The organism is Plantactinospora endophytica, from assembly GCF_016862915.1.
In the GTDB taxonomy this organism is placed as follows: domain Bacteria; phylum Actinomycetota; class Actinomycetes; order Mycobacteriales; family Micromonosporaceae; genus Plantactinospora; species Plantactinospora endophytica.
This window is the reverse complement of the sequence record NZ_BONW01000060.1, coordinates 1-13481: the sequence shown is the minus strand read 5'-3', so window position 1 is coordinate 13481 and position 13481 is coordinate 1. Positions and strand designations below refer to the sequence as shown.

Annotated in this window: 13 protein-coding genes; 1 reads left to right on the top strand and 12 read right to left on the bottom strand. The window is 70.3% G+C overall.

All coding sequences use genetic code 11. The features are described from left to right. Window positions 1-194: 194 nt before the first annotated feature. The 8 genes from Pen02_RS40935 to Pen02_RS40900 all read right to left on the bottom strand — a co-directional run bounded on the left by Pen02_RS40935 (window position 195) and on the right by Pen02_RS40900 (window position 7786). A complete protein-coding gene (locus tag Pen02_RS40935; protein ID WP_203871601.1) occupies window positions 195-518 on the bottom strand; it encodes a hypothetical protein in 324 nt (107 codons plus the stop codon). Between the two features lie 66 nt (window positions 519-584). Beyond that, a complete protein-coding gene (locus tag Pen02_RS40930; protein ID WP_203871600.1) occupies window positions 585-782 on the bottom strand; it encodes a cupin domain-containing protein in 198 nt (65 codons plus the stop codon). Window positions 783-1073: 291 nt separating this feature from the next. Next, window positions 1074-2264, bottom strand: a complete 1191-nt coding sequence (locus Pen02_RS40925; protein ID WP_203871599.1) for an ABC transporter permease — start codon at window positions 2262-2264, stop codon at window positions 1074-1076. Next, window positions 2261-2956 (bottom strand): ABC transporter ATP-binding protein, encoded by a 696-nt coding sequence (locus Pen02_RS40920; RefSeq protein ID WP_203871598.1) that lies wholly within the window; start codon window positions 2954-2956, stop codon window positions 2261-2263. The genes Pen02_RS40925 and Pen02_RS40920 overlap by 4 nt, the downstream gene beginning before the upstream one ends. Continuing rightward, entirely contained in the window at window positions 2953-4206 is a 1254-nt protein-coding gene (locus Pen02_RS40915; RefSeq protein ID WP_203871597.1) for an efflux RND transporter periplasmic adaptor subunit, read from the bottom strand. Before Pen02_RS40915 ends, Pen02_RS40920 begins: the two co-directional genes overlap by 4 nt. A 41-nt stretch (window positions 4207-4247) precedes the next feature. After that, window positions 4248-5747: a sensor histidine kinase gene (locus Pen02_RS40910; RefSeq protein WP_203871596.1), complete on the bottom strand. Its 1500-nt coding sequence runs from the start codon at window positions 5745-5747 to the stop codon at window positions 4248-4250. Further along, a complete protein-coding gene (locus Pen02_RS40905) occupies window positions 5744-6448 on the bottom strand; it encodes a response regulator transcription factor (protein WP_203871595.1) in 705 nt (234 codons plus the stop codon). Before Pen02_RS40905 ends, Pen02_RS40910 begins: the two co-directional genes overlap by 4 nt. Before the next feature lie 30 nt (window positions 6449-6478). Next, entirely contained in the window at window positions 6479-7786 is a 1308-nt protein-coding gene (locus Pen02_RS40900; protein ID WP_203871594.1) for an efflux RND transporter periplasmic adaptor subunit, read from the bottom strand. Between the two features lie 183 nt (window positions 7787-7969). Between Pen02_RS40900 and Pen02_RS42390 the strand changes: the two genes are divergently transcribed. Next, a complete protein-coding gene (locus tag Pen02_RS42390; protein WP_239142033.1) occupies window positions 7970-8581 on the top strand; it encodes a hypothetical protein in 612 nt (203 codons plus the stop codon). A gap of 247 nt (window positions 8582-8828) precedes the next feature. On the opposite strand, the gene Pen02_RS40890 is transcribed toward Pen02_RS42390, so the two are convergent. The 4 genes from Pen02_RS40890 to Pen02_RS40875 all read right to left on the bottom strand — a co-directional run bounded on the left by Pen02_RS40890 (window position 8829) and on the right by Pen02_RS40875 (window position 13292). Further along, window positions 8829-10463, bottom strand: coding sequence for a CotH kinase family protein (locus tag Pen02_RS40890; RefSeq protein WP_239142032.1), 1635 nt, complete (start codon window positions 10461-10463; stop codon window positions 8829-8831). 71 nt (window positions 10464-10534) lie between these two features. Then, window positions 10535-11212, bottom strand: coding sequence for a DUF4956 domain-containing protein (locus tag Pen02_RS40885; protein ID WP_203871592.1), 678 nt, complete (start codon window positions 11210-11212; stop codon window positions 10535-10537). A gap of 3 nt (window positions 11213-11215) precedes the next feature. Continuing rightward, the gene (locus Pen02_RS40880) at window positions 11216-12151 is read right to left on the bottom strand and encodes a polyphosphate polymerase domain-containing protein (RefSeq protein WP_203871591.1); all 936 of its coding nucleotides are present in this window, start codon (window positions 12149-12151) and stop codon (window positions 11216-11218) included. A gap of 394 nt (window positions 12152-12545) precedes the next feature. Beyond that, a complete protein-coding gene (locus tag Pen02_RS40875; RefSeq protein WP_203871590.1) occupies window positions 12546-13292 on the bottom strand; it encodes a phosphotransferase family protein in 747 nt (248 codons plus the stop codon). Window positions 13293-13481 lie beyond the last annotated feature (189 nt).

The following is a 13481-nucleotide window of genomic DNA, read 5'->3' as shown; positions in this document are numbered from 1 at the left end:
GATGCGGACGCCCATTGTCGGCTCGCCCTCACCCACTCAGCCCGAGAGTCAAAGCTGAACCGGTGCCCACACCAGGGGCGGCTCGGAACCACTACCGAGTCTGCTGTCGTGCACACCTGTGGTGGAGCTGTCTGGCCCTCGTCGTCACGGGGGATCGGGAGCCTGATCGCCGTGTGGTCACGGCCGACGAGGAGTCAGCTAGCGCGGCGCAGCCGACGGCGGCAGGCGAGTAGGTGGCTGGCCAGGACGGCGGTTGAGCTGGCGCGCACGCAGACGTCGACTCCTGCCCCGAGTACTGCGGCTGTGGTGGCCGCCGGGCTTGATGCGTCGAGCAGCACTGCCAGTTGTGGTCGGTGGGCGAGTTGCCGATCCATGGCGACGACTTCGTCGATGGTCGGGTGGACGAGCAGTACGAGGTCGTCGGATCTGATGTTGCTGATGTCCTGGCCCGGTCGGATGGACCATGTGGCTGGTAGGCGCAGGCTCAGGCCGGCGACCCGGGTGATGTTACCGAACACTCAGATGGCTCCGCCGGTGTCCGACGCGTCGTTCATCGCGCTCTCCGTTGGCTGCGTGTCGTGGCCTCAGTCGGTTTTCGTGAGCGTCGACGCGGTTATCGAGCCCTCGGCGTCGGTGTCGCCGTCGACGCTGACCTTGTCGCCGGCCTTGAAAGCCTTCAACTCGCCGGGAACCTGCACGGTCGTGTCGCCGTCGGTGCGGACGGTGATCACCTCGCCTGACTCCGTCTGTAGGTAGATCGTGGTGCCGTCGACGAGTTTCACGGTTCCGGTGGTGGCTGCGGCTCGCCCTCGTCCGTCTTGGTTGCCGCCGCCGGGTGCGCCGCCGCCTGGGAAAGCGGTGGGTGGGGTGAAGCCGCCCTGTCCCCGGAACCCGCCTGGTCCCGTGCTGGTGGGTTGCGCGCCGAATGCTTTCTGTACTTCGATCCCGGCTACCAGGCTGCCGACGAGGAGTAGCGCGCTGGCGAGGACGAGTGTCGTCCTGTTCCACCAGCGGCGGTTCGCCGCGGCGAGTTCGACGTCCAGTGTGGATGCTGTCACAGGGTTCTCCTGGGGTTATTCGTAGCGGAGGGCGTCGATGGGGCGGAGCCGGGCTGCCCGGTTGGCGGGCACGCTGCCGAAGAAGAGCCCGATCGCGACCGATACGCACAGGGCGAGCGCGATCGAGCTGGGCACGATGACCGGTCGGACGCCGACGATGGTGAAGTTGCTGCCGATGTAGGCGGCGGCGACGCCAAGTCCGCCGCCGAGCAGGCTCAGCATGGTGGCCTCGGCCAGGAATTGGGTGAGGATGGCCCGTCGTGGTGCGCCGAGGGCTTTGCGGATGCCGATCTCGCGGGTGCGTTCGGTGACCGTGACGAGCATGATGTTGGTGATGCCGATGCCGCCGACCAGCAGGCTGATGCCGGCGACGGCGCCGAGCAGGGTGGTGAAGGTGTCGGCCGTCTCGGTCTGGGTCTGCAGGAGCTGGGACGCGTTCTGGATGCGGTACGGCTGGGTGTTCGAGGTGGCGGGCGTCTGGATTCGCTGGGACAGGATCAGGGAGGCCTGTGCCTGCGCGTCGGTCACCTTCTCCGGGGTACGGGCCTCGACCACGATCGAGGTGAGCGCGCCGTAGCCGGTCAGTGCCTGCCGGACCGCGGTCAGTGGTGCGATCGCGACGTCGTTGGCGTCCATGAAGCCGGAGGCGCTGCTCTTCTCGTCCAGTACGCCGATGACGGTGAACAGGGCGCCGTTGGCGGTGATCTCCTTGCCGACGGGGTCGACGCCGGGGAACAGTTCGTCGGCGACGGTCTGCCCGATGACCACGACTGGGCGGCCCTGTGTGACGTCGTCGGCGGTGAACGCCGTGCCGGCGCCGACCGGCGAGTTCGACGCGGCGAAGTAGCTCGGGGTACTGCCGACGAGTTGTTGCACCGAGTGTTCGGTGCCCTGGTAGGTCAGGGTCGCCTGGGTGCTGGTCACGGGTGAAACCGACGCGATGTCGGGGGCGAGGACGGGGTCGTCGAGCGCGTCGGCGACGGTCGGGGTGAGGGCGTCGCTGCCGCCGACGCCCTGCACGGTCAGGGTTTTGGTGCCCAGTGCCTCGATCCGGTCGGCGACCTGGCGGGCGGAGCCGTTGCCGACGGCGACCAGCAGGATCACGGCCGCGACGCCGATGAGGATGCCGAGCATGGTGAGGCCGGAGCGGAGTTTGTTGGCGCCGATCCCGCGTACGGCGAACCGCAGCACCTCGAGGATGCTCATGCCGGCACCCGCTGCTGTCGCACGTCGGTGACGATCTGGCCGTCGACGAGCCGGATCAGGCGGCTGGCGCGGGCGGCCACGTCGTCCTCGTGGGTGATGAGCAGGATGGTGCGGCCGGCGGCGTGCAGGTCGTCGAAGATGCCGAGGATGTCCTCGGTCGACCGGCTGTCGAGGTTGCCGGTCGGTTCGTCGGCGAGTACCAGGGCGGGCTCGGTGACCAGCGCCCGGGCCACCGCGACCCGCTGCTGCTGGCCGCCGGAGAGCTGGTTCGGCTCGTGGTCGCCGCGCTGGGCGAGCCCGACCAGGTCCAGGGCGCCTCGGGCCCGTCGACGGCGCCCGGCCGCCTTGATCCCGGCGTAGGCCAACGGCAGTTCGACGTTGGCGACCGCGGTGGTGCGGGGGATCAGGTTGAACGACTGGAAGACGAAGCCGATACGTCGGTTGCGGACCAGGGCGAGTTGGCGGTCGTTGAGCCGGCTCACGTCGACGCCGTCGAGCAGGTACTGGCCGGTGGTGGGGATGTCGAGGCAGCCGAGGATGTTCATCAGGGTCGACTTGCCGGAGCCGGACGAACCCATGATCGCCACGTATTCGCCGCGTTCGACGGTCAGTGACACGCCGCGTAGTGCGTGCACGGTCGCGGCGCCCTGGCCGTACACCTTCGTGACGGCGCGTACGTCGAGGACGGTCACCGGCCACCTCCGAGCCGTCCGCCGCCGGGTGGGCCTCCGCCGCCGGGGAAACCGCCGCCCGGTCCCGCTCCGCCGCCGGGGAAGCCGCCGCCCGGGGATGTCCCCTGGTTGGACGAGTTGCTCGGCGTGTTGATCAGGACCTGCTCTCCGGCGGTCAGCCCGGACGTGATCTCGGTCGTGTTGTCGCCTTCGAGGCCGACTTCGACCGCGCGGACGGTTCGTTGGCCGTTCTCCATCACGGTGACGGTGTGCCGGTTGCCCGCGCTGGTGACGGCCGCCGAGTTGACGTAGACGACGTTGGCGGCCTGGCCGACGGTGACCGACACGTTGACGCTCTGGCCGGCGCGTACCCCGTCGGGCAGGTCGTCGAGGGTGAACGTGACCCCGTAGGTGACGATGTTGTTCGCCGTCGTCGCGTTCGGGTCGACGGCGGCGAGCTTGGCCGTGGACCGCGCCTCGGGTAGGGCGTTCCAGGTGACGGTGCCGGTCTGGCCGGTTTTGAGCTTCGTGGCGTCCGCTTCGGCGATCGACGCGGAGACCTCCAGCCGGGTCAGGTCGGCGATCTCGATGAAGCCGGCCGCCGACCCGGACCCGGTGTCGCCGCCGCTGTTGGAGGTGCCGCCTGGTGCGTTGCCGCCGCCGTTCGTGTTGTTGTTGCTGCCGGTGCCGCCGTTTCCGGAGGCGGATCCGCCGACGGTGCCGTTGACGGCGGTCACCGTGCCGGCCATCGGCGCCTTGAGGGTGGTACCGGCGACGGCGTCCTCGGCCTCGTCGACGTCGAGTTCGGCCTGGTCCACCTGCGCCTCGGCCTCGGAGGTGTCGCCGTCGGCGTCCTGCGCCCGGTCGAGCGCGGCCTGCGCGGCGTCGAGGTTGGCCCGGGCGGCGTCGAGTTGCCGCCGCGCGGCGGTGTCGTCCACCACCGCCAGTGCCTGGCCCTTGGTCACCTTGTCGCCGACCTGCACCCGGATCGCGGTGACGGTGCCGGAGGTGGCGAACGTGGCCGTCGCCGTCGAGGCGCTGCGGACGCTGCCGGCGGCGGAGACCGTCGCGGTGACCGTGCCCTGGGCCGCAGCGACGGTGCGGCTGCCGCCGGAGTCCGGCTCGGCGGCCTCCGCGGTGCGCAACGACGTGTACGCCCAGGTGGCCGCGCCGGCCACCGCCAGGGCGAGGATGACGTTGACGATCAGGGCTGGCGACGTCCGCAGTCTTCGTAGCGACGGCCTGCGCAGCCTCGGGAGGGTGTGGCGCATGCGCGACAGCTTGCAGGAGGCGGCTCGGAGCAAGCCCCGCGCTAGCTCAAAGCTGACTGAGAACCGGTGGGCAGCAGCACCCGGAACGCGGCCCCCTGGCCGGGGCTCGTCTCGAGTTCGACCCGGCCGCCGTGACCGTGCACGATCGCCGCGACGATCGACAGGCCGAGCCCGGAGCCGCCGTTGCTGCGGGCGCGGCTCGGATCGGCCCGGTAGAGCCGCTCGAAGACCCGGCCGGCGTGTTCGGATGGCAGGCCGGGGCCGTTGTCGGCGACCTCGAACACCGCGAGCGGCGTACGCGGTGGCGGCTCCTCGCCGACCGTCGCGGCCGTGTGACGGCGAGGACGGTAGGCGGCGAGCCGGCCGACCCGTACGGTGATGTCGGTCTGCGGCGGCGTGTGCTGCAACGCGTTCGCGACCAGGTTCGTGGCGACCTGGCGCAGCCCGTGCTCGTCGCCGAGGACCGTCACCGGATCGAACGCGCACTGGTCACCGCCGAAGCTGGCCAACCGAACTGGGCGGTCGGGACGGCGGGCGTGCGCGTCGCGGATCGTGTCGGCGGCGATCGCGAGCAGGTCGACCGGTCGCCGCTGCGGCTCCCGCTGGCGGTCCAGCCGGGCCAGCAGCAGCATGTCCTCGACCAGCAGCCCCATCCGGGCGGCTTCGCCCTCGATCCGGGACATCGTCTCATCGAGCAGCCGTCCCGGCGGCGCCCCACCGCGCCGGTACAGCTCGGCGAAGCCGCGGATCGACGTGAGCGGGGTACGCAGCTCGTGCGACGCGTCCGCGACGAACTGCCGCAGCCGCTGCTCGGACGCGGTCCGCGCGGCGACCTCCGACTCGATCCGGTCGAGCATCGAGTTCAGCGCGATACCCAGCCGGCCCGACTCGGTGTGCGGGTCGGCGTCGTCGACACGGTGGGTCAGGTCGCCTGCGGTGATCGCGGCGGAGGTGCTCTCCATCCGGATCAGCGGGCGCAGGCCGATCCGGACCACCGCAGCGGCGACCAGCGCGAGCAGGAACAGCACGACGAGCATCACGACCAGGTCGATGGCGAGCAGCAGGTCCGCGGTCGCCTCGACCTGGCGAAGCGAGATCGCCGGTACGGCCACTCCGCCGTCGGGTTGAGTGACCACCGCCACCCGCCAGTGGTCCTCGCCGTCGACGGACTCCACGGTGAACGGCCCGTCGTCGGCCCTGTCCCGCAAGGCGTCGAAGGCCCCCACGTCGGGTGGTGAGATCTCGTCGGGCGACGGAGACGGCAACCGGCGGCCGTCGGAGTCGAAGACGAGGATGGTGCGGTACAGGTCGAAGCGGCCCCGAGGGAACGGACTGTCGCCGGCCTGATCGGGTGGCGGCATCGGGCGGGCGGCGACGTGTCGCATCCCGGCGAGCTGGTTGTCGATCTGGTCGGTGAGATACTGACGCAGCAGCACGATGCCGGCCGCGTTCGACACGACCAGAGCGACCGCGCTGACCGCGGCGACGGCGACGACGAGGCGGGATCGCAGCGTCCAGTGCCGCCACCTGGGCATTCTCATTCGTCCGGGGGTCGGCGCAGCGCGTAACCCACACCCCGGACGGTGTGGATCAGGGGCGGCTCCCAGCGGTCGATCTTCTTGCGGAGGTAGTAGACGTACGACTCGACGATCCGACCGTCACCGCCGAAGTCGTAGTTCCAGACCCGGTCCAGGATCTGCGCCTTGCTCACCACCCGGCCCGCGTTCACCAGCAGGTAGCGCAGCAGGTTGAACTCGGTCGGCGACAGGTCGACCAGCCGGCCGCCGCGACGCACCTCGTGCGCGTCCTCGTCGAGTTCGACGTCGGCGTACCGCAGCACGCCGGTGTCGCCGTCCGGCTCGATGCGGCTGCGACGCAGGATCGCCCGGATGCGCAACACCACCTCCTCCAGGCTGAACGGCTTGGTGACGTAGTCGTCGGCGCCGACGGTCAGCCCGGAGATCCGGTCCTCGACCGCGTCACGAGCGGTCAGGAACAGCACCGGAACGTGCGGCCCCGGCCCGGCCCGCAGCCGCTGCGCGACCTGGAAGCCGTCGAGGTCGGGCAGCATCACGTCGAGCACCACCAGGTCGGGCTCGAACTCGACCGCCGCCGCCAACGCCTCGTGCCCGCCGCTGGCGACCCGCACGTCGAACTCGATGAGCCGCAGCGTCGCCGAGAGCAGGGCACAGATGTTCGGCTCGTCGTCGACGACGAGCACTCGGGTCAACCTTCCAGCCACGTCATCCCTTCTATCCGAGATACCTCAGAATTAGCTGGGACTTCCCTCGACGCCGGCTGTGACCACCTCGTCGCCCTCGACCAGCCCAGTCTTGATCTCCGTGTACCGGTCGCCGCGCAGCCCGACCCCGACGGCCCGGACCTGATCGCCGGCGCCGGTCCTGACCACCACGGTTGCGTCGCCGCGCACCGCCGTCGACGGCACCCGTACCACGCCGGCGACCTCACCGGTCCGCACCCGCACGTTCGCACTCTGGCCCACCAGAAGCTCCGCCGGAACCTCCTCGAAAGCGAGTACGACGCCGTAACGCACCAGATCGCCATCGGCGGCGCCAACCGGATCGACCCGCACGACCCGGGCGGCGAACTCCTCGCCCGGCCGGTTCGCGAGCGTTACCGTCGCGCTCTGGCCGATTGTCAGACGGCCCGCGTAGGCCTCCGGGACATCGGCCGCCACCTGCATGCCCACCACGTCGGCCAGGGTGACGAACGTACTGCCGGTGCCCACGTCGGCGCCCACCGCGCCGGCCACCGTGAGTACCTTTCCACCGATCGGGGCCCTGATCTTCGTGCCGGCGAGTTGGTCCTCCGCCTCGGCGAGCGCGACCTCGGCACTCGTCACCCGCTGTTGCGCGGCGAGCACGGGATCACCGGCCCGCTGACCGGAACACTCGGCACCACGGCCACCGCCCGGCACCTGAGCACCGGGTGCCTGACCGCTGCCGGGTGCCTGACCGCCACCGGAGCGGGGCGGCTGGCTCGCCGTCGGCTGGCCGGCGGGCGGACGAGTCGATCGGGTCGGTGACGGGGACGGCGACGGCTGGCCGCTCGGCGACGGCGACGGCGTGCTGGCCGGCGGCGGCGTCGCGCCGCCTGCGGCGACCAGGGCAACTGCCCCGACCTGCCCGATCCGGGGAGCGGCGACCGGGCAGGCGGCCGTACCGCCGTCGGCGGCCTCCTGCGCGTCCGTCAACGCCTCCTCCGCGTCGTCGAGCGACTGCCGCCTGTCGTCCACCCGCTCCTTCGCGTCGGTGGCGTCGATCTCGGCGAGTACCTGACCGGTCTTCACCTGATCACCGGGGCGTACGTTGACCGCCGTCACCGTGCCGTCGGCGGCGAAACCGAGCGTGCGCGTCTGCGCCGGCTCGAGTGATCCGGTCGTCGCGACGGCCGTGACCACCTCACCCCGGTCGACCCGCGCAGTGCCGGATCCGCCCGGCGGGGCCGGCTCTGCCCGGTGCAGCGTCCACACCACCGCGATGCCGATCACGACCAGCGCGGCGACACCGCACCCGGCGAGCCGGCCGCGGCCACGCCAACTTCTCCGGAACAAGCCCATGAGCGGCGAGTATCGGCGCCCCACCTCGCAGGTTGCTGAGCCGTACCTCGGAGTTCCCTCAGAGTCGATTCGAAGGGTTTTTTGAGCTTGGCCTGACCTGACCCGGAGGTAGTGGCGGTTGCATTGGCCGGCGTGCCGCAGGACGTTTCCCGATCCCGGCGGCACGACGAGGATGGAGGACCCGTGTCTCTGCGTACGCGACAGTCTCCCCGCACACGATGGACCCTGGCGCTGGCCGCCGGGTCGGCGGCGCTGCTCATGGTGGCCGGCTGCGGCTCGGACGGCGACGGTGGATCCAGCGATCCCGGCCAGGGCTCCGCAGCCGCGCCGGACGGGGCCTCGGCGTACCTCGACTGCCTTCGCGACCAGGGCATCGACATCTCGAACACCTTCCCGTCGGGCCGGCCCAGCGGGTTCCCGTCCGGGCGGCCGAGCGCGTTCCCCTCGGGCCGGCCCAGTGCGTTCCCGTCCGGGCGTCCCAGTGCGTTCCCGTCCGGCGGCCCGGGTGGTGGCCGGATGGGTGGCTTCCGGCCCGAAGGGGTCGACGACGCGACCTGGCAGAAGGCTCAGCAGGCCTGCGAATCGGTGCGACCCACCGGCGGCCCGGGAGGCAACGGCCCCGGCGGCCAGGGCGGGCCGGGCGGCGGCAACCGCAACGCCGACGCGGCGTACCGGAACTGCCTCGCCGACCGGGGTGTCGACCTGGGGGCCAACCCGGCCACCACCGACCCGAAGGTTGCCGAGGCCATGCAGGCCTGCGCTGTGCTCCGTCCGGCCGCGACCGCCACGCCGTAGGTCGAGGTTCACGGTCAGATAGGCAGCGGCCCGGGCCGGTTTGCGGTCCACCTGCGGTGTCCCGGGGTCGTCAATTTCGGCGACGGAGTCCACCAACCTCGCAACCCCGTCACCGACACCGGCTGGCGGTCCGGGACTGCCGGGCCGCCAGCCGCTGCTCAGCAGCACGCCGGTTGCGGCCGGCGGTGTGCCCGTATCCACACACCGCCGGCCGCAACAGCCGGCGCCTCATCGGCCGGTTACCGCGTCACCCGCTGGTGATGACGCTGTCGGTGGCGAGGTGCGACGTACGCTGCTGGACGAGCGTCTTGAGTTGCTCGACGTCCGCCGCCGTCTTCTGCGCGTCGTAGCCGTCGACGGTGGACAGCACCTCGGTGATGCTTCCGACGGCGTTCAACGCCGTGCCGTCCGCGTAGATCTTCTGGTACAGGTCGCGGTAGGCGTTCTCGTACACCGGTTTGAAAGCGGCGCTGGCGAGGAAGCGTTCTTTGAGTTTGTTGCCGCCGAGACCGCCCGGCCGTTCCCGTCCGTCGGCGGCGTCGCCGTCCGGACCCGGCATACCCGCAGGCGGCTGCATGCCCTCGGGTAGCTGCATGCCCTCCGGCAGATGCATGCCCTCCGGTGGCTGGAAGCCGCCGGGTGGAGCGCCCCCGGCCTGTGGGAACCGGCCGCCCATCCGACCGGTGTCGTGCGGACCCTGGGTGGCCGCACCGCTCAGCGTCAGGTTGTAGTCCCAGCCGACGACGGTGAACTTCTTCGTGCCCAGGTCGTACCAGAGGTAGTAGTTGCGGCCGGGTCCGGCCATGTCGTCGAAGTTGAGCAGCAGGTTCTGCACGGCCAGGTAGCGGGCGAGCGCCGGCACGTCGACGTGGTCGCCGAGGTGGGCGGCGAAGTCGGCGTCGCTGCTGGTGTTGACCCACCTGACGAGGTTGATGACGGGTTGGAGGTCCTGGCTGCCCTTCATCGTGATTTGCTTGAAGTCGTCCGCGTAGCTGGTCGGATCATCCCCCTGGTCGGTGAACTGTCCGGTGGCCAGGCTCTTGTACAGCACACCGTTGCCGCCCAGCGTGTCGGCGAACCCTTCGTCCGGGTGCTCGACGACGAGCCGGGCCGTGGTCGGCCGGCCGTTGACGGTGAAGCTCGAGTACGCGTACCGCTGGGCGGTCTCACCAGCGGTGGCCAACACGTGCAGCGACACCGCCTCGTTGAGGACCGTGCTGCCGCCGCCCATCCCGGCGACCCGCACCGCGACCTCGCGGTGGCCCTGGTAGCGGCGGCCTTCGACGAACTCGTCGAAGCGGATCAGCCACGGCAGGTTCTCCGGCTCCTCGGCCTTGAGCGATGCCCGGCCGAACCCGCCCGGACCGGCACCGCCCCGCGCCCCGCCCGGCTGGGCGCCGCCCGGCGCACCCTCCGGAGCACCTTCGGGGAAACCGCCGCCGGGGAAACCGTCGCCGCCGCCCGGCTGGGGTTGCTGCCCGCCGCCCGGCGCCCGGTCGCGGCCGAATCCCCGCTGGCGGGCCTCGCCGTTACGGGTCAGTCCACCGAGGGTGGAGTTGCCCTTCAACCGGATACCGACGCTGGGGATGCGGGTGCCGTCGATCGTCAGGTCGGCCTCGAGGAAGCTCTTCTCGTCGTCCTGCCAGAAGTCGTCGAGCAGCCGCTGGTAGTCCTCGTCGCGGAAGGTCAGCGTGATCCGGTGCGCCACGGTCGCGTCGAACAGATCCGTTGTCCCGACGATGTTCTGGGTGACCTGGTCGGCGCTGGTGTCGCTGCTGCTGGTCACCAGCGGGGTGACCCGTACGGTGCTGAACACCACCGCGCAGACGACGACGAACACCACGCAGGCGGCGAGCAGCTTCCAGTAGTGCCGTATCCGCACCGGAATCCGGTGCGCCAGCCTCCGCCGTACCGCAACACGCGCAGGCGCCGGTGACGTCTGTAACGGGGTCATCACAGGTCCGTCTGGTCGTAGCCGGTCAGTACGGTGACCCGCTGTCCGCCGGTCCGCTCGCCCAGAGCCGTGATCAGCTCACTGGGTCCGTGGCCCTTCTTCAGCCGGACGGTGTACATCATCTCGGTCAGCGCACCGCCGCGGATCGACTCCATGCTCACCAGCTCGAACTCACTGGTGTGCGCGATCAGCACGTCCTGGATGTGTGCGGTGTAGTCGCCGTCCGGCGGCACCTGCACCTTGACCACCTGCCGCTGGATGCTGGAGGCGAACCAGTTGAACCGGTACATCACCAGGATGATCAGACAGATCGCCACGGCCGCCACGATCGCCAGGGTGTAGAACCGGGTACCGGCAGCCATCCCGACGCCCATCACCAGGAAGATGAAGCCGACGTCGCGGGTCTCCTTGATGGCGTTGCGGAACCGCACCACCGACAACGCCCCGACCAGAGCGAACGCGCGGGCGATGTTCGACCCGACCACCAGCATGATCAACGCGATGAGCATGCCGAGGATGACGAGGGTCTGCACATAGGACTGGCTGTAGGAGACGTTGCGGTGGGTGAACCGGTAGACCCAGCCGATCATGGCGCTGAGCACGAACGACAACGACAGCGCGATCGCGATGTCACCGACGCTGAACGTGCCGGACAAATCCTGGGCGTCGAATGGCATGGGTCAGGCCTCACTTCGGGCAGCGGCCGGCGCCGGGGCACCAGCGGGATCGTCATCGGAAACATGGAAAACCGATCGGGGTACGCGGCCGAACGCCTCGACGCTCTGGCAGTACTTCGAGATCCGCACCACCGACATGCTCAAGTCGGCCGCGAGGTCGGTGAGCCAGTACGGCACCCGCTCGTTCGCCTTCAGCTCCACCACCGCCAGCCGAGCCGGGACGATGAGCCGGTTCTCGGCGTCGGCGCCGAGATGGAAGTCGCGGTCACGGCCCCGGACCCGGTGGTCGACGGTGACCCGCAGACCGGCCTCGGCACCCCGACCGATGAACGCCTCGCGCTGGTACCCGGTCATAGCCACCGGTCGCAGGTCCAGCCGGCACAGCAGGTCCAGCACCTCCTCGAGGAACGCCTGCTGGCCCGGCTCGTGCGGGACCATCACCCGCCGATCGCACAGCTCACGGGCGAGGTGGTACGGCAACGCCACCCGGCGCTTCTGGGTGACCCGGTTGACCCGCTGCTTGATCTCCACGAACACCGTGCTGTCGTCGTCGACGGTCGATCGGTCGCCGTAGTGCCGCACCCGCAACTTGCGGCGGAACCGCAAACCCTCGATCTTCTCCCAGTAGAAACGGAGATCACGGGTGTCGTAGTAGACGCTCCAGACGCCGTAACCGCCACCGACACCGTGGCTGTCGACATCGAGCCGTCGGGCGAGTTCCCGGCGCAACTCGGGCACAGCGGTGCTCGGCATCAGGTACTTGATCTCGTAGCGGTTGAAGGCGTGCAGCCTGCTCGGCGCCCGCAGCGCATGACCGGCGTGATCATCACTACGGCCCGGAGCCAAGCTGCCCGGCGGCGGCGGACGGTCGGAGTCTGACGGCTCACCGCCGCCGGGGCGATCCGGCGGCACAGCACGTCGTCGGAACGGCAGTCGCATCCTCGAAGCCCATCTGGTTACCGGTAGGGACGAAAGCGACGTAATCAGATGAACCTCAAAGCCAGCTTTGAACCACGTCAGAACTGGACGTGAACGCAAGGTGTACGGCGGATTGACGGATGACGCGCGCCCAACGCTTGATCAAGTATCCGCTTCTCGGCACGACCGGATACTGCGCATGAATCTACGTTGCCACGCTCTGTAACCGGTGTGCCGCCGGCCGCCGCGCATGCTCTGCGGCAGATCCGGATGCCCACGCTTGGCGTCGCATAGAACGTGGGCGATGGCGCGCACCGGTCGTGAGCCACGACAGCTGCGCCTTCGCAGCGATCGTGACAACGGCATGTCCAGCCGCGCCCCCGTCACCGCTCGTGGCCGTCGGGCTCGTGCAGCCTCACATCCGCGATCTCAGTACGTCGAACTCGCAGCCTGGCAAGGACGGGTCGAAGCCGTGTTCGATCAGCCAGCGGGACGCCAGCAGGCTGCGCAGCGACCACCAGGCGCGGATCACGTCCCGGTCGACGTCGGTGCCGTAACCGGCGAGGAGATCGCCGAGGCGTTCCTCGTGCCCGAGGGTCAGGATGGCCAGGTCGAACAGCGGATCGCCGGGTGCCGCCTCGGACCAGTCGATCACGCCGGTGACCTCGTCGCCGTCGGTGAAGATGTGGGTGATCTGCAGGTCGCCGTGCATGAACACCGGCGTCCACGGCCGAATCGCGGCCTCGGCTATCTCGCGGTTGCGGTTGACCAGGTCGGCCGGCAGGACGCCGCTGTCGACGAGCCAGGCGCATTCGCGCTCGAGTTCCGCGTCCAGCCCGACGAGCTTCTTGCCGGCCCACGGCGGCGGAGGCGCGTCGTGCAGCTTCCGGATCGCAGCGCCCGCCGCGGCCCACGCCGCCGGTGACGCGGGCGACGGCTCGCCGAGACGGCCGAGTGCCTGGCCGGGGACAGCGGCGATCGCAAGGACGGGCGGCTTGCGCCACAGGACCTCGGGGGTCGGGACGGGCGCCAGCCGCATCGCCTCGACCTCGACATCGATGCGCGCCTGATCGCTGTCGACCTTCAGGAACACGTCGCCGACGCGCAGGGTCGCGCGCTCGTTGTGGGCGACGACGACCGCGACCTCTTCCACGCCGGCCATTATCGCGGGCTGATCATCGACGCCGACACGGGTTTATTGCGTGCGAACCGAAATGCGTTACGGCGCACAGGCAAGCGACCTGGCCGACTCGCGCACATCGGCAGTTCCGGGCGTCGACCCGACACGGCAGGCTGTTTACGAAGTGTGACGGGCTTGCCTGCGGGCCGCGCGCACGGTCGGCGGCAGATC